Annotated in this window: 18 protein-coding genes; 7 read left to right on the top strand and 11 right to left on the bottom strand. The window is 70.9% G+C overall.

Annotation, left to right across the window (positions count from 1 at the left end; all coding sequences use genetic code 11):
- The first annotated feature begins 19 nt into the window (after positions 1-19).
- Both OU415_RS32235 and OU415_RS32230 read left to right on the top strand, forming a co-directional pair.
- On the top strand, positions 20-691 hold the full coding sequence (locus tag OU415_RS32235; RefSeq protein WP_408641952.1) for a response regulator: 672 nt from the start codon (positions 20-22) through the stop codon (positions 689-691).
- Between the two features lie 122 nt (positions 692-813).
- Positions 814-1,884, top strand: a complete 1,071-nt coding sequence (locus OU415_RS32230) for a hypothetical protein (protein WP_270953276.1) — start codon at positions 814-816, stop codon at positions 1,882-1,884.
- 40 nt (positions 1,885-1,924) lie between these two features.
- On the opposite strand, the gene OU415_RS32225 is transcribed toward OU415_RS32230, so the two are convergent.
- Positions 1,925-2,956 (bottom strand): Lrp/AsnC family transcriptional regulator, encoded by a 1,032-nt coding sequence (locus OU415_RS32225; RefSeq protein ID WP_270953275.1) that lies wholly within the window; start codon positions 2,954-2,956, stop codon positions 1,925-1,927.
- 90 nt (positions 2,957-3,046) lie between these two features.
- On the opposite strand from OU415_RS32225, the gene OU415_RS32220 reads away from it, so the two are divergent.
- A complete protein-coding gene (locus tag OU415_RS32220) occupies positions 3,047-4,462 on the top strand; it encodes an MFS transporter (RefSeq protein ID WP_270953274.1) in 1,416 nt (471 codons plus the stop codon).
- A gap of 34 nt (positions 4,463-4,496) precedes the next feature.
- Here the strand turns inward: OU415_RS32220 and OU415_RS32215 are convergent, their stop codons facing one another.
- Positions 4,497-5,555 (bottom strand): DMT family transporter, encoded by a 1,059-nt coding sequence (locus tag OU415_RS32215; protein WP_270953273.1) that lies wholly within the window; start codon positions 5,553-5,555, stop codon positions 4,497-4,499.
- 169 nt (positions 5,556-5,724) lie between these two features.
- Here OU415_RS32215 and OU415_RS32210 point away from each other — a divergent pair, with 169 nt between their 5' ends.
- Entirely contained in the window at positions 5,725-6,618 is an 894-nt protein-coding gene (locus OU415_RS32210; RefSeq protein ID WP_270953272.1) for a LysR family transcriptional regulator, read from the top strand.
- A gap of 60 nt (positions 6,619-6,678) precedes the next feature.
- Here OU415_RS32210 and OU415_RS32205 read toward each other — a convergent pair whose 3' ends face one another.
- The 6 genes from OU415_RS32205 to OU415_RS32180 form a co-directional block, all read right to left on the bottom strand.
- Positions 6,679-8,196 (bottom strand): serine/threonine-protein kinase, encoded by a 1,518-nt coding sequence (locus tag OU415_RS32205; RefSeq protein ID WP_270953271.1) that lies wholly within the window; start codon positions 8,194-8,196, stop codon positions 6,679-6,681.
- Between the two features lie 197 nt (positions 8,197-8,393).
- Positions 8,394-9,803, bottom strand: coding sequence for a serine/threonine-protein kinase (locus tag OU415_RS32200; protein WP_270953270.1), 1,410 nt, complete (start codon positions 9,801-9,803; stop codon positions 8,394-8,396).
- A 532-nt stretch (positions 9,804-10,335) separates the two neighbouring features.
- On the bottom strand, positions 10,336-11,079 hold the full coding sequence (locus OU415_RS32195; protein ID WP_270953268.1) for a hypothetical protein: 744 nt from the start codon (positions 11,077-11,079) through the stop codon (positions 10,336-10,338).
- 115 nt (positions 11,080-11,194) lie between these two features.
- Positions 11,195-12,139 carry a hypothetical protein gene (locus OU415_RS32190; protein WP_270953267.1) on the bottom strand — a complete coding sequence of 315 codons (945 nt, stop codon included), beginning with the start codon at positions 12,137-12,139 and terminating at the stop codon, positions 11,195-11,197.
- Positions 12,140-12,172: 33 nt separating this feature from the next.
- Positions 12,173-12,892, bottom strand: a complete 720-nt coding sequence (locus OU415_RS32185) for a PIG-L deacetylase family protein (protein ID WP_270953266.1) — start codon at positions 12,890-12,892, stop codon at positions 12,173-12,175.
- A 122-nt stretch (positions 12,893-13,014) separates the two neighbouring features.
- Entirely contained in the window at positions 13,015-13,326 is a 312-nt protein-coding gene (locus tag OU415_RS32180; RefSeq protein WP_270953265.1) for a hypothetical protein, read from the bottom strand.
- Between the two features lie 216 nt (positions 13,327-13,542).
- Here OU415_RS32180 and OU415_RS32175 point away from each other — a divergent pair, with 216 nt between their 5' ends.
- Together OU415_RS32175 and OU415_RS32170 are read left to right on the top strand one after the other, a co-directional pair.
- Positions 13,543-14,334 carry a 3-hydroxybutyrate dehydrogenase gene (locus OU415_RS32175; protein WP_270953264.1) on the top strand — a complete coding sequence of 264 codons (792 nt, stop codon included), beginning with the start codon at positions 13,543-13,545 and terminating at the stop codon, positions 14,332-14,334.
- Between the two features lie 36 nt (positions 14,335-14,370).
- Positions 14,371-15,687, top strand: a complete 1,317-nt coding sequence (locus OU415_RS32170) for an MFS transporter (RefSeq protein ID WP_270953263.1) — start codon at positions 14,371-14,373, stop codon at positions 15,685-15,687.
- Between the two features lie 156 nt (positions 15,688-15,843).
- Here OU415_RS32170 and OU415_RS32165 read toward each other — a convergent pair whose 3' ends face one another.
- Together OU415_RS32165 and OU415_RS32160 are read right to left on the bottom strand one after the other, a co-directional pair.
- Positions 15,844-16,146: a chorismate mutase gene (locus OU415_RS32165; RefSeq protein WP_270953262.1), complete on the bottom strand. Its 303-nt coding sequence runs from the start codon at positions 16,144-16,146 to the stop codon at positions 15,844-15,846.
- 308 nt (positions 16,147-16,454) lie between these two features.
- The gene (locus OU415_RS32160) at positions 16,455-17,129 is read right to left on the bottom strand and encodes a DedA family protein (protein WP_270953261.1); all 675 of its coding nucleotides are present in this window, start codon (positions 17,127-17,129) and stop codon (positions 16,455-16,457) included.
- Between the two features lie 400 nt (positions 17,130-17,529).
- On the opposite strand from OU415_RS32160, the gene OU415_RS32155 reads away from it, so the two are divergent.
- On the top strand, positions 17,530-20,001 hold the full coding sequence (locus OU415_RS32155) for a UvrD-helicase domain-containing protein (RefSeq protein ID WP_270953260.1): 2,472 nt from the start codon (positions 17,530-17,532) through the stop codon (positions 19,999-20,001).
- An 81-nt stretch (positions 20,002-20,082) separates the two neighbouring features.
- Here the strand turns inward: OU415_RS32155 and OU415_RS32150 are convergent, their stop codons facing one another.
- Positions 20,083-20,673 carry a hypothetical protein gene (locus OU415_RS32150; RefSeq protein WP_270953259.1) on the bottom strand — a complete coding sequence of 197 codons (591 nt, stop codon included), beginning with the start codon at positions 20,671-20,673 and terminating at the stop codon, positions 20,083-20,085.
- Positions 20,674-20,827: the final 154 nt, after the last annotated feature.

Genomic DNA, 20,827 nt, shown 5'->3' with positions numbered 1-20,827 from the left:
ACGGCGATGGAGGCTGATCGTGACCGGTGACGACACCACCCCGAACCAGGTCCGGGTGTTCCTGGTCGACGACCACGCGCTGTTCCGCGCCGGGGTGCGCGCGGAACTGGCCGCCGCCGATCAGGTCGAGGTGGTGGGCGAGGCCGGTTCGGTGGCCGAGGCCGTCGCCGGGATCGCGCACTACAAGCCGGAAGTCGTCCTGCTGGACGTGCACATGCCCGACGGCGGTGGCGCCGAGGTCCTGCGGCAGGTGCGCCCCCAGCAGCCCGACGTGGTGTTCCTGGCGTTGTCGGTCTCCGACGCCGCCGAGGACGTGATAACGGTGATCCGCGGCGGCGCCCGCGGCTACGTCACCAAGACCATCTCCGGTCGCGAGCTCGCCGACGCGGTCGTGCGGGTGCGCGCCGGGGACGCGGTGTTCTCGCCCCGCCTGGCGGGTTTCGTGCTGGACGCCTTCTCCGAGGGCCCGAACTCGGCGCCGGTCGGCGACCCCGAGCTGGACCTGCTCACGCCCCGCGAACGCGAGGTGCTGCGCCTGCTGGCCCGCGGCTACGCCTACAAGGAGATCGCCTCGGAGCTGTTCATCTCCGTGAAGACGGTGGAAACCCACGTCTCCAGCGTGCTCCGCAAGACCCAGCTGTCCAACCGCTACGAGCTCTCCCGCTGGGCCTCCGACCGCCGCCTGGTGTGAGTTCCCGTCTTCGCGGGTGCCAATCCTCATGCGTGCCAGCGCTTTCGGCTCGAAGGACAACCCCGTGCGTGCCAGGGACGTCTTAGCGGTGTACCTGTTGAGCGAACTGGGGAGCACAGCGGATGAGACGAACAGCGGCCACTCTTCTCGCCACGGCCGGACTGCTCGTGGGATCGGTCGGGCAGGCCTCGGCGGTGGGGAGCTGGTCGGAGGAGCCGGTTCCGACGTCGGCGAAGTCCGGCATGTTGACGGCTGCGGGCAGCGCGGCGGGGGAGTCCTGGGCTTTCGGCTTCAACAGCGACAGTTCCCCGAACGAGACCAGCGAGGTCTACCGCAAGGACGAGCAGGGCTGGCAGCAGGTTCCGATCGAGAACTTCGGACGTCTGGTGGACGGCGAGGTCCTGGCGCCCGACGACGTCTGGACCGTCGGAGTGCCGACCAAGACCAAGCCCGGCGGCATGGCGCACTGGGATGGTCAGACGTGGACGCGGGTCGATCCGGCGCCCGGCACCTCTCCGGACCCGGTGGCGCTGAAGGCGTTCGCCGCGGACGATGTCTGGGCGGTCGGCGGGGCCGGGCGCGGCACGGCGCAGCACTGGGACGGCCGGGCGTGGACCGACGTTCCGGTCCCCGACCTCGCTGAGCACGACTACGAGTCCTGGAAGCTGACGGACGTCGAAGGCGTGGCGTCGAACGACCTGTGGGCGGTCGGCTACAGCACCTGGCCCAACGGCAGCCGCACCATCGCCCTGCACTGGGACGGCCGGGCGTGGACGGAGGTGCCGGTTCCGGACGTCGACGAGGATCCCGGCGTCATCGAAGCGCTCGACAACGTCCTCGCCCTGGCCCCGGACGACGTGTGGGTCGGCGGGCACCGCACCGTGCAGGGCCAGGAGGTGCCGTTCACCGCGCACTGGGACGGCCGGGCGTGGGAGACCTTCGAGCTCGGGGAGGCCGGCACGATCACCCAGCTCCTCCAGGTCGGCGACCAGGTCCAGTTGTTCGGGGTCGGGCCCAACGCCGAGCCCTTCCGGCTGGGTTGGGACGGGGCCGGGTGGCAGGGCCTGATCGCGCCGCCCATGGTCCGCGTGTACGGCGCGGCCGTCCAGGACGACGGCACCGTTTTCGGCGTGGGCAACCGGACCGGCGAAGGCGCGGCGTTCGAGCCCTACACGGCGACCTACCGCGAGTGAGCCCCACGAGTCCGGCCCGGAACACCGGGCCGGACTCGTGCTATCCCTCCGACTGGTGCGACCAGGCGCGCATCGGTACGAAGCCGGTCGCGCGCCCCGAGTGGTCCAGGAGCCGGCCCATGCGCTTGACCGTTCGCAGGTTCACCAGCGTGTCGTGCACCACGAGGGCGGGGAAGTTCCGGGTCGCCACCTGCTCGAACTGCTGGACCGCGCTGATCGAGGGCAGCCAGACCGTGGCGACCAGGTTGTGCTCGCCGGTGACCGCCGCGCACATCCGGACCGGTGCCAGACCGGCCAACCCGGCCCCCACCCGGTCCAGGTCGAACGCGGCGACCCGCCCGCGCAGGGTGGCGGTGACCGGCAGTCCGACCAGCGGTGCGGCCACCTCGCAGCGCAGGGCGAGCACGCGCGATCGCAGCATCGCGGTGATCCGGCGGCGTGCCGTCGCCTCGCTGGTACCGGACTCCTCGGCGAGCTGCGCGTAGGAGGTGCGGCCGTCCGCGGACAGCAGCCCCGCCAACTTCCGGTCGAGGCTGCCGAACGGGGTCGACTGGGTGGACTGCTGGCCGAAACCCGGGTCCAGTGCGGCGTGCGCTGAAGCGCCCAGCGCGTGCAGGCGCCAGTTCGCCCCTTCGCTGTAGAACCGGGTCGCCAGCGCGGTCGTGGTGGCGATCAGGCCGGGTACCTGCTCGACGTGCTGGAAGAGGTACTGGTTGAGCGCTTCGAGGTCCTGCGCCGCGATGGTGAGCAGCAGGTCCTGGGTTCCGGCGGTGATGTCCGCCGAGATGCAGCAGGAGTCCTCGGCCAGCGTGGCCGCGACCTGCTCCTTGGTGCCCGGTCGGCACCGGGCCGTCACCAGCGCGATGCAGCCGCCGGTGGACAGCGCGCGGAAGTACGCGGTCGTCCAGGCGTCGCCGCGGGTGGACAACCGGTCCCACCGCCGGGCCACCGCCTCCGCCGAGCGGACCCCCAGCGAGGTGGCCACCGCGGTCCAGGGGGCGCGCGGCCAGACCTGGAGCGCGTTCACCAGTGCCAGGTCGGACTCGCTGAGCATGGCGGATCTCCGCGTCACAGCCGGAGATCATGACGGATTCCCCGACATTCGACAACGCCCGCGCCGCGTCCGCCGACCATGCCGCAAACCGGATGGAAGGAGCCGCTGGTGACCGCCGCACCACTGCCCACTGGTACGGAACTCCTCGCCCGCTTGGACCGGCTGCCCGTCGGCAAACCGCATCGCAGGCTGATGCTGCAGGGCGGGCTCGGCTACCTCTTCGAGTCCTACGACGCCGTGCTGCTCGGATACGCGGCTTCGGCCGTGGTCGCCCTCTGGTCGGTCGAGTCCGGGTTGGCCGGATGGCTGCTGGCCTCGGTGTTCATCGGCTACCTGATCGGCGCCCTGGTCGCGGGAGCGCTCGCCGATCGCATCGGACGCCGCCGGGTGCTGATGTACGCGCTCCTGGTCTACGTCGCGTTCACGCTCGTCGCGGCGACCGCGTCCAGCCCGGGGGAGCTGATGCTCTGGCGGGTGCTCAGCGGGATCGGGGTCGGCGCCGAAGCCACCATGATCGTGCCCTACATCTCGGAGTTCCTGCCCACCTCGAACCGGGGCCGCAACATCGGAAACACGATGATGTTCCTCGGTTTCGGCTACGTCCTGGCCGGGCTGACCGCGGTCGCGGTGATCAGCCCGAACCCGGAACCGGGGTGGCGCATCGCGTGCGTCATCTGCGTCGCGCCCATCCTGCTGCTGCTCTGGTGGCGCCGGGACCTGTTGGAATCGCCGCGCTTCCTGATCAGCCAGGGGCGGATCGCCGAAGCCGCTGCGATCGTCGAGCGCTTCGAACGCGAAACCGCGGTCAAGGGCGAGCTGCCGCCGGTGCCGCCGGTCGCCGAGCCGACCGGGGAACCCGCGCCGCGGCGGAACCTGTGGCGGCAGTTCGCCGCGCTGTGGGGACCGGGGCTGGCCGTGCGCACCGGCGTCGTGTGCGTGGTGTGGTTCGCGATCCAGGCGACGCACTACGGCTACGGCACCTGGTTGCCCACGCTCCTGGTGCTCAAGGGCTTCACGATCGCCAAGAGCTTCTCGTTCGCGCTGGCCAGCGCGGTCGCGCAGATCCCCGGCTACTACCTCGCGGCCGCCATCAGCGAACGCATCGATCGCAAGTGGACGATCGTGGTGTTCATGGGCTGCGCCATCGCCTGCGCGGCCGGTCTGGCCACCGCGGACGGCGAAGTGGCGATCTTCTGCTTCATCGTCGCGCTCTCGTTCTTCATGAACGGCGTCGCCGGGCCGCTGTACGCCTACACCTCCGAGATCTACCCGACCGAGTCCAGGGCGACCGGGATGGGGCTGGCCAGCGCGACCGCGCGGGTCGGCGCGATCATGGCGCCCGTGGCGATCGGCTACCTGTACGCCGACCTCGGATTCGCCGGTGTCTTCGCGGTGCTGTGCGGTCTCCTGCTGGTCGGTGCCGTGGTGCTCGCGCTGCTGGGGCTGCGCACGGCGGGGCGCAGCTTGGAGTCGATGCACGCCGGTCCGGTCGCCGCGGAAACCCGCGACGACCAGCCGGCCTGATCGGGCGGTGCCGGGGAGAGCTCCCCGGCACCGCTCACTTCATCGGGTGGTTGGTGGCCAGGTCGGCGTAGAGCTGGGAGCCGCGGAGCAGCGCCAGCTGGAACCGGGCCCAGCCCTTCGGCTCCTCGACCGGGGGCAGCGCCTCGGTGGTGGGGCGTTCCTCGACGGCGGTCGCTTCGGACATCTCTTCCTCCTGATTCGTGGGAGCAGCAGGGGTTTTCGGGTCGGGGGAGCGGCGGGTCAGCAGCACGCCGGTGAGCACGACCGCCATGCCGAGCAGGACTCGGAGGCCGATCTCCTCGTCGAGCAGCAGCCAGCCGAGGAGCACCGAGACGATGGGCATCAGGTAGGTCACCGTCGAGGCGGTGGTGGCGCCTTCGTCGCTGATGATCCGGTAGTTCAGCGCGAACGCGAGGCCGGTGCCGAAGATGCCCAGCACCGCGACCGAACCCATCGCGAGCAGGTCCCACTGCACCGGGCGCAGCCCGTCGATCGGCAGCGAGATGACGCCGTAGCCGGTGGCCGCGGTCAGCTGCATCGCGGCCAGCGCCAGCGGCGGCAACCCGTGCTGGCCGGTCAGGTTCCGCGCGATGTAGACGTAGGAGATGCCGTAGCTGACGGCCGCGCCGAGGCAGGCGAGCACACCCCAGCTGAGCATGCTGGTGCCCTGCCACGGCGCGAAGATCAGCATCACGCCGAGGAATCCCAGCAGCAGCCCGCCGATTCGAGCCGGTGGCGGAGCTTCGCGGCTGACCAGCAGCCCGACCAGAACGGTCCACAGTGGAGTCGTCGCGTTGAGCACCCCGGTCAGCCCGGAATCGACCGTCTGCTCGCCGATCCCGAACAGGACCCACGGCAGAGCGCTGCCGAGCAGCGCGGCGACCGCGATGTGCCGCCACACCGCGCGATCGCGGCTGAGCCGCAATCCGCGCGCCGCGCACAGCGCCAGCAGCACCAGCGCCCCGAGCACGATGCGCGTCAGCGCGATCTGCGTGGGCGCGAGGGCCGCCAGGGCCAGCTTGATCAGCAGGAAGCTGGAGCCCCACAGCAGCGCCAGGGCGCCGAGTCGGAGGTAGTTGGCGGGGTTGTTCATGGTCCTCTCCGGGTTCGCGCAAGACCCCGAGTGCGGGTCGTCGGATTCGCCGGGACGATGGGCGGTATCGCTGGAGCGTTCTTCCGCCTTCTACGTTGCTCCGGTCCCCGCATAAGGACAAGTGAAAAAAAGACACAGAACTTTTTAGATCTGCTGTATCGTTGAGCTCATGTTGGACGTGCGGCGGATGCAGGTGCTGCGAGCGGTGGTCACCAGCGGGTCGGTCAGCGCTGCGGCGACGAACCTCGGATACACCCCTTCGGCGATCAGCCAGCAGCTGTCGACGCTGGAGAAGGAAGCCGGTATCCCGCTGCTGGAGAAGGTCGGCCGCGGGCTCAAGCCGACCCCGGCCGGGATGCTGCTGGCCGACCGGGCCGGACAGCTCGCCGAGCTGCTCAGCAGCACGGAGGTCGAGCTGGCCGACATCCGCGCCGGGCGCACCGGCTTGCTCCGGGTGCGGTTCTTCCACACCGCCTCGGTGGGGCTGATCCCGGTCGCGGTCGCGAAGTTCCGCGCCGAGCACCCGGAGGTGCAGCTCGACCTGCGGATGCAGGAAGTGGGCCTGGTCGACGACCTGGCCGCAGGCGAGTCGGACGTGGCGGTCGTCGTGGTCGGGCGCGACGTGCCCGAGCGGCGCGGCGTGCGGTTCGTGCACCTCGCCGACGACCCCTACCGGGTGGTGCTGCCGAAGAACCACCCGATGGCCGAGCAGGAGTGCATCGACCTGGGCCAGCTGGCCGCCGAGCCCTGGGTGAACAGCGCGTTGGACACCGACGACATCTGCTCCCAGCTGCTCCAGGAGGCCTACGCGAGCGCGGGTTTCAAGCCGAAGGTGGCGCTGGAGACCGACGGGAGCTACTCGGCGCAGGGCTTCGTCGCCGCCGAGCTGGGCGTGGCCCTGGTCCCGCGCCTGGGGCTCGACGTGGTGCACCCCGGCGTGGTCGTCCGGGCGATCCGCCGGCCGGAACCGGTCCGCCGCCTCTACGCGGCCGTCCGGGAAGCGGTGGCCGACCGCCCGGCCACCAAGTCCTTGCTGGCCACCCTCCACGAATCCGCCAGCTGATCAGCGAAAAGGCGCGATCTCGCGGGGAAATCCCCGGCGAAATCGCGCCTCGCGAACGCGTCAGTTGCGGCTGTCGGTGTTGATCAGCGGCTTGCCGTCCTGGGTGGTGACCATCCCGAGGACGTGCTGCTCGACGATCTTCTTGCCGTCCTTGGTGAACTCCACCGTCACGATCACGTTGGCACCGGACTGCACCGGGTCGCCGATGATCTTCACGTCGTCGATCGTCTTCCAGAAGCCCTCGTACTTGTCCTGGCCCTGCTCCTGGAGCTTCGGACCGAGCAGCTTCCACGCCTGGTCCAGCTTCTTCGGCACCAGCGAGTAGTACCTCTTCACCACCGCGACGATCTCCTTCGACGACGGCTGCTGGGCAGCGGTCGTCGCCGCGGTCGTGGTGGGCGCGGAACTGGTCGTCGTGGCCGACGTGGTGGGCGCAGTGGACGTCTGCTGCACCTGGGTGGTCGGCGTGGGCGGGGTGGACGGTGCGGGCTCGCCCTGGGGCTGCGAGTCGTCGCCGAAAGCGTTCGCGGCGAGCACGCCCACGAGCACGGCGACCACGATCGCCACGATCCACAGCGCGGCCTGCTTGTAGTTGCGCCGCGGCGAGGGCTCGGCGGCCGCCATCGCGGCGCCACCGACCATCGTCGGCGGGTTCGCCGCAGGCGGCGGACCCATCCGAGTACCCCCCGGCGGGGTTGGCTGCGGGGCTCCGCCGGGACGCTGCCACCCCGCGCTCGGCGCGGCGTTCGGCACCGGACGGCCGTCGAGCACCGCCTGCAGCAGGTCGCGGGCCTGGGCCATGGTCGGCCGGTCCACCGGGTCCGGCCGAAGCATCTGCATCAGCACCGGCGTCATCGGCCCGGCCTGCCGCGGCGGGTCGAAGTGCCCGCGCGCGACCCGGTGCAGCAGGCTGATCGCGTTCTCGTCGGTGCCGAACGGCGGACCGCCCTCGATCGCCGCGTACAGCGTCGAACCGAGCGAGAACACGTCCGAGGCCGGGGCCGGATCGCGGCCCAGCGCCACCTCGGGGGCCAAGTAGGCGGGAGTGCCCGCCAGGATGCCGCTCTTGGTCACCGCGACGTCCCCGATCGCCCGGGAGATGCCGAAGTCGGTGATCTTGGCGATGTCGTTGTCGCCGAGCAGGATGTTGCCCGGCTTCAGGTCGCGGTGCACGATGCCCGCGATGTGCGCGGCGGCCAGCGCACCGGACACCTGCGCGCCGATCCGCGCCACCTGCAACGGCGGCAGAACGCCCTGCTCGTCGATGACCGACGCCAGGCTCTTCGAGGGCAGGTACTCCATGACCAGCACCGGCTGGCCCTCGTCCTCCGCGACGTCGAACACGACGATCGCGTTCTGGTGCTGCAAGCGGGCAGCGATGCGGCCCTCGCGCATCGACCGCTGACGGGCTTCTTCGGTTTCCTCGGGGGTGTAGCCGGGCTGCAGCAACAGCTGCTTCACCGCGACCGTGCGGTGCAGGCGCTCATCGACGGCTTGCCACACCACTCCCATGGCGCCGCTGCCGATCTGCTGCTGCAAGCGGTACCGGCCTGCGATCAAACGACCTTCGGCGCTCACCGGTTCTCCTGGTCCTGGCTCTGCTGCCTGAACTACCTCTTCGACAATCGACTGACCGGACCCCCGTGGTCAGCTTTCACCCAACGGAGTGCAACGTTACTGGGCACCGGACGTACCGGTACACACCGGGGCGATGAACGACACCGGCCGGAGTGCTCACCTCGTGGTGAGCGCCCCGGCCGGTGTTCGCGACTCGATTACTCCGCCGTCCCGGTGCTCGAGGCCTCCGAGGTGGGCTGGCCGGTTTCCGACGTGGGCTGTTCCTCCGACGTCGGCTGTTCCTTGCTCGTCGTCGGCTGCTCAGCACTGGTGGTCGGCCGACGCGTGGTGGTCGGCGTTTCCTTCTGGCTGGTGCGCGTGGCCTGCGTGGTGGGCGGCGCTTCCTCGCTGGTCGTCTCCGGCGGCGGGGGCGGCGGCGCGGCCTCGCTCGTCGGCTGCACGTTGACCACCGGATCCTGCTTGTCGTTGTTGCCCCACAGCGCGGACGTGACCAGCACCGCGATCACCGCGACGGCGACCAGCGCGATGCCCGAGATCACCACCGGGCGCTTGCTCTTGCGCGGCTTCTCGTAGATCGCGTCGTCACCGCGGGTGTCGGCGCCCATGTACGAGGTGGCGTCCTCGTACGGTCGTTCCGAGTACGGGTCGTCCTCGCCGTAGTAGGCGACCGCCGTCCCGTCCTGGCCCTGGCCCTGGCCGACGACGCTGGTCGCCTGGTCGGGACCGGGCTCCGGCGCCAGCGCGGGCGGGATCGGCGCGGCCATGGTCGGGATCGAGCTCGCCGATCCGCCGTCGGCCACGGCCTGCAGCATCTCCCGGATCTGCGCCATGTCCGGCCGGTCCTCGACCCGGTTGGCCATCATCGCCAGCAGCGGGTGGGTCATCGGCCCGGCCTGCTGCGGCGGCTCCACCCGGCCCGCGGCCACCGCGTGCAGCAGCGCGAGGGTGTTCTCGTTCAGCCCGAACGGCGGGTGGCCCTCGATCGCGGCGTACAGCGTGGCGCCGAGCGAGAAGACGTCCGAGGCGGGCGTCGGCTCCTGGCCCATCGCCACGTCCGGCGACAGGTAGGCCGGCGTGCCCGCGAGCATCCCGGTCTTGGTGACCTGCACGTCGCCCTGCGCCCGCGAGATGCCGAAGTCGGTGATCTTCACGTCGCCGTTGTCGCCGAGCAGGATGTTGCCCGGCTTGATGTCGCGGTGCACCACCCCGGCCGCGTGCGCGGCGCCCAGCGCCGAAGCGACCTGCGCGCCGATCCGCGCCACCTCCCGCGGCGGCAGCGGCCCGTGATCGGACATCATCGCCGCGAGGCTGGTGGAGGGCAGGTACTCCATGACCAGGACCGGCTGACCCTCGTCCTCAGCCACGTCGTAGACCGAGATGGCGTTCGGGTGCTGGAGTCGGGCCGCGATGCGGCCTTCCCGCATAGCCCGCTGCCGCGCTTCCTCGGCCTCACCCGGATCCAATCCGGGCTGCAGGAGCAACTGCTTGACCGCGACAGTGCGGTGCAGGCGTTCGTCCACACACTCCCACACCACGCCCATCGCGCCACTGCCGATGCGTCGCTGCACTCGGTAGCGTCCGGCGACCAGGCGACCTTCGTCGCTCACCGACGTCTCCCCGTACTGCTATCGATGCTCAGCAGGATTCGCGAAGATCCGGGACAATGAGTCCCGGAACGCAACCCCCACCGGACATCGGGCGGATTTGGCGGACCGGCTCCGGTCCTCCCACATGTACACGTTCTCAGCGCGGACCGGGTTGGCCGCATGGGCCGACGACCGAACCGCGCTACGGGAGCCTAGCCGACGCCGTATCGGCGTAGGTCCGAACTGGAAAAGATCTGCGCAACCTTTCTCGACGGTACGCGCCGGGGTTCCCGGAGTCGGTCGATGGGGGTGCTCGTCACAGCTGTTTGCGCAGGTGATGTTGCTCTTGACGGGCCCGGCGCAGTACCCGTTCCGAGGCTCGAACCGGTTGCTCCAGATGGCGATATCCGCGTTGCCCGGTTCGCCCAGTCCTGCGCTGCGGGATCTCGGCGGCTCCCGGTCGTTGCCGCATTGTTGTCTGAGCACCTGCCGCCGCAACCGTCCGCGTTCGCGGAAGCGGCGTCGGCCAACAGGCGGTGAGCGGCGAGGTGGCTCAGCGGGAAGCGGAGTGCTTGGCGCCGAGCAGTTCGACGCCGTCGATCTTCGGCGCGGAGTCCGACTCGACGGTCAACCGCTGGTGCAGCACCACCCGGTCGCCGTCCCGGTACCGCACCTCCACGTCCGCCCGCACCGCGCCGTCCGGCTCGCTCCACGGCTCGGCCTGCACCGACTCGGCGTCCCGCCACGCCCGCGACAGCGAGGTCTGCTGCCCGGCGACCAGGTCCGGGGAGATCATCGACAGCGCGCCGGTCGTGTCGTGCGGCAGGTGCTGGTAGAAGTCGCGGACCACGGTGAGCGCGGACACGGCGCTGCCCGCCGCCGGGTTGGCGGTCATCAGCTGCGGCGCCTCCGGCTGCTCGGGGGCGTCGCCGTCGGGTTCGGCATCGGCGAAGCCGCCGTTCGCGGCGAACGGCCAGCGCGCGTCCCGAACCAGGTCCGGCCGCAGCGCGAGCCCGCCCTCGATCGGAGCGGCGGAGGCGGTCGGGCGGGGTGCGTCGGCGGGCTTCGAGACGATCGTGGCGGTGGAGAGGGTCGCGCCCAGCAACAGCAGCACGCCCAGCGTTCCGAAGGCGATCCGACCGGTCAGCGGCTGGGCGCCCGCAGTGTCGTCGTCCTGCATGAGCGCGCCGGCGAGGCGTTCGTGGTCGACGGTGAAGGGAGTGCGGCGGATCAGCTCGGCGACGCTGATCGAATCCGAGGTCTGATCGCGCCGTCGGCCGGGCGAAGGAGTCTCCACGGCGTGAACACGTACCCCGGCGCGCCCTCGATCCGGAAGGGATTTCGCCGAGTTCACCGGAAGAGGCGGGCGGGTCCTCCCGAATGGAGCAGCGCCGGGCACCATCCGTGACCGGTCAGGACAGCCGCTCGTCGGAGTTGATCATCGGGTTGTCGCCCCGCGCGTAGCGCAGCTCGCGCCGCTGGGTCTGCACCGAACCGTCCGACTCGGTCACCCGCAGCGTGTGCACCGTGCTGGTGGGGGTGACGTAGACGTTGGTGACCTCGATGGACTTCGCGCCGGAGTACCTCGCGGCGAAGGCCTCGTAGCCCTCGTCCTTCAGCCGTCCCGTGGTCAGCGCGTAGGCCCCGCGCAGGTCACCGCGGCTGATCGCGGCGTAGTAGTCGTCGCTGCGCCGCTTCATCCCCTCCGTGTCGGTGAACGAGAGCAGCTTCGGCATCTCGCTGGTGCTGGGGCGCGTGGTCGTCGTCGGCGGGGCCGGGCTGGGCGATCCGGTGCCCTCACCGGGCACGCCGGGAGTCGGAGTCGTGCCGGGAGTCGGAGTCGTGCCGAGAGCGGGCGGAGCGCTTCCCGCGCTGGGCGGCAACGCGGGCAGCACCGAACCGGTCGGGCGCACCGCCTCCGGCCTGGTCGGATCACCGGTGAGGAAGAAGCGGTCCCGGTCGCCGTCGGGCATCAGCGGCGGGTAGTCCCGGCCGCGGGGCATGCTCGGCAGGTCGAGGGCGTCGATCGTCGTCGTGTTCCCGGCCAGCATCGAGGTGACCATCACCAACCCGCCCAGCGCCGCGGCCGACGAGGCGATCGCGAACCACGCCGCCTGCCGCCAGCTGCGCGGCGGGGTGACCGACGCGGGCACCATGCCCAGGTCGAACTTGTGCAGCCCGCCGACCGGCGCGGTGTCCACCAGCGGATCGAGCGCGTGCGAGGTCGCAACTCGGGGGGCCGGTGTCCAGCCGGCCGCCGGGTCGGTCCTGCGGTGCCGACCGCCCGTCGGGGCTTCCGGGGCCGGCGGCGGCCAGTCGAGCTGGCCGCTCCAGCCGAGGGTTCTGCCGCTGTGCATCGGAGGTCTCGACTTCCTGCGACTCGCGGGGAGTCACGACGTGTCGACTACGTGGAATGCCTCGGCCAACCGGCCGGTCATGCCGTGCCGCTCGGCCGTGCGGGTCAGGTGCCGCCGGATCCGGTCCGGCAGGTCGGTGAGGTGCGCGGTCTGCGAGCGGTGCGCGGCGAGCGCGGCCAGCTTGGCGTTGAACTGATCGGTGATGTCGACGGCGCGGTTGATCCGCTCTTCGGGGGATTCCGACATCCACAGCTCGCCGACGGTCCACGGTTCGAACCCGGCCTCGAGCAGCTCGGGGAACGCGAAGGCGTTGCGCGCATCGGGGTAGACGGCGGCCAGCACGGCTTCACCGACCGCGCGGTGGTCCGGGTGCGACACCGCCAGGTGCGCCCAGTTGATCTCAGGCGAGTGCGTGATCACGCGGTCCGGGCGGACGTCGCGGATCACCTTCGCGATGTCCCGGCGCAGGCGGAGGTCCGCGACGACCTGCCCGTCCTGGTAGCCGAGGAAGCGCACGTCGGTGACCCCGACGGCGGCTGCTGCGGCGCGCTGTTCGTTCTGCCGCAGGCGCGGGACGTCCTCGCGCGGCGTGCTGTCGAAACCGCCCGCGTCCCCCGAGGTGCAGATGCAGTAGGTGACGTCCGCGCCCGCGGCGACCCAGGAGGCGACGGTGCCTGCGGAGCCGAAGTCGACGTCGTCGGGGTGTGCGGTGACCACGAGCGCGCGCTGGAACCTGCCCGACGAGGTGGTCATGGCCACAGGCTACGGCGAAGCCGGGAAAACTCCAGAGCGGGGTCGAACGTGTGCGCTGAGTGATATCTGTGGGTCGTTCAGCGGTCGGATCTACTCCGAACGACCCAGCAGCGCGTCGTCGATCAGTACTGGCCGTTGCGGAATCGGCTCTGCGTGCTCTGCAGCGCCTTGAGCGAGCCGAGCCCGCCGCCCGCGCCGAGGATCATCGCGAAGACGTCCGCGCCGACCCCGCCACCCGCGGCGATCAGGAACGCCAGCAGCGTCACGCCCAGGCCGACCCCGGCGATCGGGAGCCGCTTCTTGGCGAAGTCGACGGCGGGCTGACCACCGGCCCGCTTCTTCGCGGCCGAGCTCAGCATCGCGAGGTACCCCGCGTGTCCGGCGGCGGCGAGCACCGCGGCGAGTGTCACGAGAAAGGCCACAAGACCAACCATGACCACAGTCTGCCTTGTCCCCGCCCTGCCCGGTATGGGTGATATCCCTGAATCTCCTCCGGGGCTCGCCCGAGCGGCCCAGCGCCGGCGCCCGGTCGGCTCCGCGGTGGCGCGGGTCGCCGCGGTGATCTGGGGTATCCGCTGATCGGAAGCGCCGGAATTGGTTGGCCTCAGCCTCTGGATTGAGATCCGGGTCACGCTTAGGTTCTGAAGGCTATGAGTGATCGCTCGACCGGATCGGATCGAACCGGCACCGAGCCCGCCACGGGTCTGGCGGGCAAACGAGCTCTGGTCACCGGCGCGGCCAGCGGGATCGGCGCGGCGGTGGCACGACGGTTGGCCGACGCCGGGGCGGAGGTCGTCGCCGTCGATCGGGCCGCGGCCAAGGTCGAGGCGCTGGCGGCCGAGATCGGCGCCGAGGCGCTGGTGATCGACCTCGACGACCTGGACGCCGCCGCGGACCTGGGCAAGCGGGCCGACATCGTGGTCAACAACGCGGGGATGCAGCACGTGGCGCCGATCCACGAGTTCCCGACCGACGTCTTCAGCAGCATGCTGCGGGTGATGGTGGAATCCCCGTTCCGGATCGTGCGCGCCGCGCTGCCGGGCATGTACGGCAAGGGCTGGGGGCGGATCATCAACATCTCCTCCGTGCACGGATCGCGCGCCTCGCCGTACAAGAGCGCGTACGTGACCGTGAAGCACGCGATCGAAGGGCTGTCCAAAGCCGTCGCGCTGGAAGGCGCGCCCTACGGCGTGACCTCGAACTGCCTGAGCCCCGGATTCGTCCGCACCCCGCTGGTGGAGCGCCAGGTCGCCGAGCAGGCCCGCCTGCACCGCGTCCCCGAAACCCAGGTGGTGGAGGACGTCCTGCTGGCGCGCACCCCGGTGAAGCGCCTGGTCGAACCCGACGAGGTGGCCGCCCTCGCCATCTGGCTCTGCGGACCGGGCACGGCGTCGGTCAACGGGGCCACGTTCCCGATCGACGGCGGCTGGACCGCGAACTGAGGCAACTGGATCCCGGCTCGGCAGAGAGGACAGCGCATGACCACCGAGTCAGTCCCGGCGAGATCGTCCACCGCCCGCGTGGTGGTGGCGAGCCTGGTCGGCACCACCGTGGAGTGGTACGACTTCTTCCTCTACGGCTCGGCCGCCGCCCTGGTGTTCAACAAGCTCTTCTTCCCGGCGCACGACCCGCTCGTGGGCACCATGCTGGCGTTCATCACCTACGCGGTCGGATTCGTCGCGCGGCCGCTCGGCGGGCTGGTCTTCGGCCACTACGGCGACCGGCTCGGCCGCAAGAAGCTGCTGGTCCTGAGCCTGATCATGATGGGCGGCGCGACCTTCCTGATCGGTCTGCTGCCCACCTACCAAGCGGTCGGGGTGGCGGCTCCGCTGCTGCTGACCGCGCTGCGCCTGGTGCAGGGCTTCGCGATCGGCGGCGAGTGGGGCGGGGCGGTGCTGATCGTCTCCGAGCACGGGTCCGCCGAGAAGCGCGGCTTCTGGGCGTCCTGGCCGCAGGCGGGCGTGCCGCTGGGCAACCTGCTGGGCACCGCGGTGCTGGCGGTGCTGGCCGCGGTGCAGAGCGACGAGGCGTTCCTGGCCTGGGGCTGGCGGGTCGCGTTCCTGCTGTCCGGGGTGCTGGTGCTGATCGGCCTGTGGGTGCGGCTGGCGGTCGCCGAGTCGCCGCTGTTCCTGGAAGCGGCGAGCAAGGCGGCCGAGCAGGGCGAAGAGCAGAAGCCGCCGATCCTGGAGGTGCTCCGCCGGTACCGCAGCGAGGTCCTCACGGCGATGGGCGCGCGGTTCGCCGAGAACGTCGTCTACTACGTGCTGACCTCGTTCGTGCTCACCTACGTCGCGACGTTCCTGGAGCTGCCGCGCTCGGTGGCGCTGAACGCGTCGCTGATCGCCGCGGTCGTGCACTTCATCAGCATCCCGCTGTGGGGTGCGCTCTCCGACCGGGTCGGGCGGCGGCCCGTGTACCTGGTGGGCGCGATCGGCACCGGGGTCTGGGCGTTCTTCTTCTTCACCATGCTGGACACGAAGTCGTTCTTCGCGATCACCGTCGCCACCACCATCGGCCTGGTGTTCCACGGTGCGATGTACGGCCCGCAGGCCGCGTACTTCGCGGAGCTCTTCGGCACCCGCGTGCGGTACTCGGGAGCGTCGATCGGCTACCAGCTGGCCTCGATCGTGGCGGGCTCGCTGGCCCCGATCATCGCGACCGCGCTGCTCGCGGCCTTCGGCTCGGCGGTGCCGATCTCGATCTACGTGGCGCTGTGCTCGGTGGTCACGATCGTGGCGGTGGTGCGGTCCCCGGAGACCCGCGAGCGGGACCTGGCCGCCGACCACGGCATCTGAGGTTCCCGGAGCGGACGCGCGTTCCGCCGGGGGTCGCCCTCGGTTGTGGCGCGTCCGCCGCTCGGCGAGTGCGGCTCTGGAGCGAACGGACCGTTTGTCCCGTTGTGCGGGGCGAGCGGTCCGTTCGCTGCAGAACAGCCGTCAGGTGCTGCGCGGTCAGTGACCCAGGCGTCCTCGGCCCAGGCGGAGCAGGATCATCGCGAGCTCGCGGCCCTCGGGGCCGAGCTCGCGGTAGCGGGCGAGCACGTCCATCTCGCGGTTGTAGACGATGCGCGGGCCGCCAGCGGCCATCCGGGCCTGGCCGACCTGGCGGGAGACCTCGGCGCGGCGCTTGATCAGGCGCAGGATCTCGGCGTCCAAGTGGTCGATCTCGTCGCGGAAGTTGTCGATCGCCGCCGCGGCCTGCTCGGGCGAGGTCTGCTCGGCCTGCGGCTGGTCACCGTCCACTGTGGCGTTCATCGGGCGTTGTCCTCCGGCTCCGGCCCCGCCCCCGGCCCAGGAACGCGAAACGCCCCGGGTCCGAGGGACTCCAGGGCGTTCGTAGTGGTTTTCGAGCTCACGCAACTACGGGCGCCGGAGTCCCGGGCCCGTAGTAAAACTCGTAAGTCTGCGCTCGCACGGACTCAGTGTGCCACAACTCGCCTGCGCACAGCCATGTGGTGAGCCACTCATCCCACTGGGTGAACACATCGGTCTTTCGATCACCAGTTCGAGTTATTCGGGTGGAAGTCCGCGCTGCCCGGCCGGGATCTTGGACCCCATGGAGATCAGAACGCGTTCCGCCCAGCGCAGCTTTCCACCGGTTCCGGCACCCGCCGCGAGGCGTGACGACGGACGCTGCGGATCACGAAGAGGCCCGCGGCGACGGCCGCCACGGTGGTCAGCGCGATCATCGTCCACCCGTACCCGACCGCGCGGGCTGCTTCGCCGAAGGCCACTGCCACGGCGGTCTGCACGCCTGCCCAGAGCATCGCCGCGATCGCGACGAGCCCGAGGAACCGGCGGTACGGCATCCGCAAGGTGCCCACCACGGCCGGGATGACCGCGTGCACCACGGCGACGAAGCGCATCGTGATCAGCGCCCGTCCGCCGCTGTCCTGCACGACCTGCTCGGCGGTCCGCCACCGCTCGGCGCCGATCTTCCGCCCCGCCCAGGTGTTGCGGAGGCCGGGGCCGAGCAGGCGGCCCAGCCAGTAGCCGCCGCTCGAGCCGATCAGGTTGCCCAGCACCGCGGCGGCGAACAGGGCCGGCGCCCAGCCGGCGCCGAGGACGGCGACGGTCAGCAGCAGGGTCGCCTCGCCGGGGATCAGCACACCGATGAAGAGGGAGGTTTCCAACGCGAGGAGGACGAGTGCGGCCAGCACGCACAGCCACGGGTCCAGCGTCGCGGCCCAGGCGATGAACTCCCGGATCGCGACGTCGATCTGGTTGATCAGGTCCATGCATGGCTCATTCCGCAGCGAGTTCGGGCGGGGACGGAACCACCGTCCCGTTCGGTGCCGTGCTGCGGATCGGGGAAGTTCCCTGAGCCGGCCCGGGGTCCGGCGTCCGGGCTCGGAACTTCACGGGGCCGGCCTGCGGCCGGTGCCGGGCCGGCCGGTTTCCGGAGCAGGCGCACGCGGCAGCACGTTCTGCGGTGGGGGTGAGTGGTCGAGTGGCCATTGTTGATCTTCATGTCCGTTGTGCGCAAATCGGGACCCGGTCGTCGGGGCCCGGCCGTTCGGGGACACCGCGGTGCGAACGGTCGGTCCTGCGCCGCGCCGGGCGGGCTGGGTACCGCGGGAGGATGCCGTACCACGGGATTCGGGTTTTGTCCGGGGCGGCCGGTAACGTGGATGGACGATGAGCACCCCACTTGACCTCCAGTGGAACAACGACCCGTTCGCGTCCGCCGAACCCGATCGCGCCGAGCCGCGCGGAACGGATCCGGAGGCCCTGCTCGCAGGTCTGAACCCGCAGCAGCGCGAAGCGGTGGTGCACACCGGGTCGCCGCTGCTGATCGTGGCCGGCGCCGGGTCGGGCAAGACGAGGGTGCTGACCAACCGCATCGCCTACCTGCTCGCGGGCGGGGCGCACCCGGGCCAGATCATGGCGATCACCTTCACCAACAAGGCCGCGGCCGAGATGAAGGAGCGCGTCGCCGAGCTGGTCGGGCGCCGGGCCAACGCGATGTGGGTGTCGACGTTCCACTCGATGTGCGTCCGGGTGCTGCGCCGGGAGGCCAAGGTCCTGGGGATGTCGTCGAACTTCTCGATCTACGACGCCGACGACTCGCGACGGCTGATCACCATGATCGCCCGGGAGCAGGACCTCGACTCCAAGCGCTACCCGGCGCGCTCGCTCGCGGTGCACATCTCGAACCTGAAGAACGAGCTGCTGAGCCCGGAGGCCGCCGCGGAGCAGGCGGGCAACGACATGGAGCGCAAGGTCGCCCAGGTCTACGCCGCCTACCAGCGCCGGCTCGTCGAGTCCAACTCGATGGACTTCGACGACCTGATCATGCGCACGGTGGAGCTGCTGCAGAACCACCCGGCGGTCGCCGAGCACTACCGGCGGCGGTTCCGGCACGTGCTGGTGGACGAGTACCAGGACACCAACCACGCGCAGTACGTGCTGGTCCGCGAGCTGGTGGGCACCGAGGTGTCGGAGGGCGGCGTCGAACCGGCCGAGCTGTGCGTGGTGGGTGACGCCGACCAGTCGATCTACGCCTTCCGCGGCGCGACGATCCGCAACATCGAGGAGTTCGAGCGCGACTACCCGTCGGCCCGGTCGATCCTGCTGGAGCAGAACTACCGCTCCACGCAGACGATCCTGTCCGCGGCCAACGCGGTGATCCGGCGCAACCCGAACCGCCGCGACAAGCGGCTGTGGAGCGACGCGGGCGACGGCGAACCGATCGTCGGTTACGTCGCGGACAACGAGCACGACGAGGCGGCGTTCGTCGCCGGGGAGATCGACCGGCTGGTCGACGCGGGCGACGCGACGTTCAACGACATCGCGGTGTTCTACCGGACGAACAACCAGTCGCGGGTGTTCGAGGAGGTGTTCATCCGGCTCGGCCTGCCCTACCGGGTCGTCGGCGGGGTGCGCTTCTACGAGCGCCGCGAGGTCCGGGACGCGCTGGCCTACCTGCGGGTGCTGGACAACCCGGACGACACGGTGAGCCTGCGCCGCATCCTCAACGTGCCCAAGCGCGGCATCGGCGACCGGGCGGAGGCCGTGGTCGCGGTGCACGCGGAGCAGGAGCGGATCTCGTTCGGCCAGGCCCTGCGCGATGCGGCGGCCGGTCGGGTCGCGCTGCTGAACACCAGGGCGCGCAACGCGATCTCGGGGTTCGTGGCGCTGCTCGACGAGCTGCACCAGGTGGCGGCGGAGTCCGACGTCGCGGAAACCCTGGAGCAGGTGCTGGAGCGCACCGCGTACCGCGCCGAGCTGGAGGCCAGCGACGACCCGCAGGACGCCACGCGGGTGGAGAACCTGACCGAGCTCATCACGGTGGCCCGCGAGTTCACCGAAGCGCGCGCGGGCGCCCCCGCTGCCGAGACCGAGGGCGAGGGCGATCCGTCGGCGGAGGCCGTGGTCGGCGCTGCGGTCCCGGCCGCCGAGGACGACGAGGAAGCCGCGCTGGGCCTACCGGCGGACGATTCGCTGTCGGCGTTCCTGGAGCGGGTATCGCTGGTGGCGGACGCGGACTCGCTGCCCGAGTCGGGCGACGGGGTGGTCACTCTGATGACCCTGCACACCGCAAAGGGCCTGGAGTTCCCGGTGGTGTTCAGCTCCGGCTGGGAGGACGGCGTGTTCCCGCACATGCGGGCCCTGGGCGAACCGGCCGAGCTGGCCGAGGAGCGGCGCCTGGCCTACGTGGGCATCACCCGGGCCCGCCAGCGGCTGTACCTGTCCCGCGCGCTGATGCGCTCGGCGTGGGGCCAGCCGATGACCAACCCGGCGTCCCGGTTCCTCACCGAGATCCCGGAAGAGCTGATGCACTGGCGCCGGATCGAACCGGAGCGCGCCGCTCCGCAGGTCCGCAGCACCTGGGGCAGCCGCGGCGGAGGCTTCGACCGCACCGGTTCCGACTCGGCCCAGGCCCGCCTGTCGGCGGGCGGTATGCGCAGCACCTCGATGAAGGGCTGGAAGGACACCGTCGCCCTCAAGCTGGAGGCCGGTGACCGGGTCACCCACGACAAGTACGGCCTCGGCACGGTGGTCTCCACCGAGGGCGAAGGCCCGAGGGCGACGGCGACCATCGACTTCGGCAGCGCCGGGAAGGTCCGCCTCATGCTGATCGGCAGCGTTCCGCTCACCAAGCTCTGACCGGCACCCCGGATCGTCCGAGCTGGACGGTCCGGGGCTGATCCGCCAAGTGCTGGAAGCTTTTTCGCTGGATTGGCCGCGTCAGCGCCCTGTGCTGCGGTCGTGGCGATCGACGAAGTAGTTGGCCTGCAGCCGCAGGCTCTCGGCGTCGTCGTGTTCGGCCATCTTCCGGACCCTCCGCCCGACGTGCTCCCAGTCCAGGTACAGCGCGGACAGCAGGGCGGCGCGCCGGACGGTCGGGTCGTTGGCGTCGAATCCCTCTAGAACGGCCCGGATTCCGTCCTCGCGCGGTTCGCTCGGCAGTCCCACGGCGAGCCGGGTCAGAGCCCGGGCGCGTTCTTCCGCCGTCCTGGCCGCCCGGACGTCCGACAGCAGCTCGTTGTCACCGACCGTCGTGAAGAACTCCCCGGCCAGCCAGGTGAACTGCTGGACGTCCGCCCGGTCGTCGCCCGTCACCTGCACGTAGCGGACGTCGGCCTTCGCGTGCTCGACGTGGTGGAAGAAGAGCCCGCTGCGGATGATCCAGACGTGCTCCGACCCGTGCGGTGTGTCGTTCTCGCGGCCTTGCTCGAATCCAGCGCCTCGGGCGAAGGAGGCGACCTCATCGGCCGGGGACGCGTCCGAGAGGAGGAGGCGATCGCCTCGAACGAGAGCAGCTGCCTCCACGGGCATCGCGTCCTTTCGCCGGGGCGCGCCATCGCGCTCGCGCAGTGGTGACCTCCGCCGATCTTGCCCGAAATGTGCGCCCAGGTCGCACTTTTCCGCCGAAAGCGCTGCCAGCGCCGCCGCGAAACGCAGAAGTGGCACCGGCGCGTCGGTCTTGGAC

This window comes from Saccharopolyspora oryzae (assembly GCF_027853915.1).
Lineage (GTDB): Bacteria > Actinomycetota > Actinomycetes > Mycobacteriales > Pseudonocardiaceae > Saccharopolyspora > Saccharopolyspora oryzae.
Note: the sequence above shows the minus strand (reverse complement) of the source record. Positions and strands in the feature narration are given on the sequence as shown.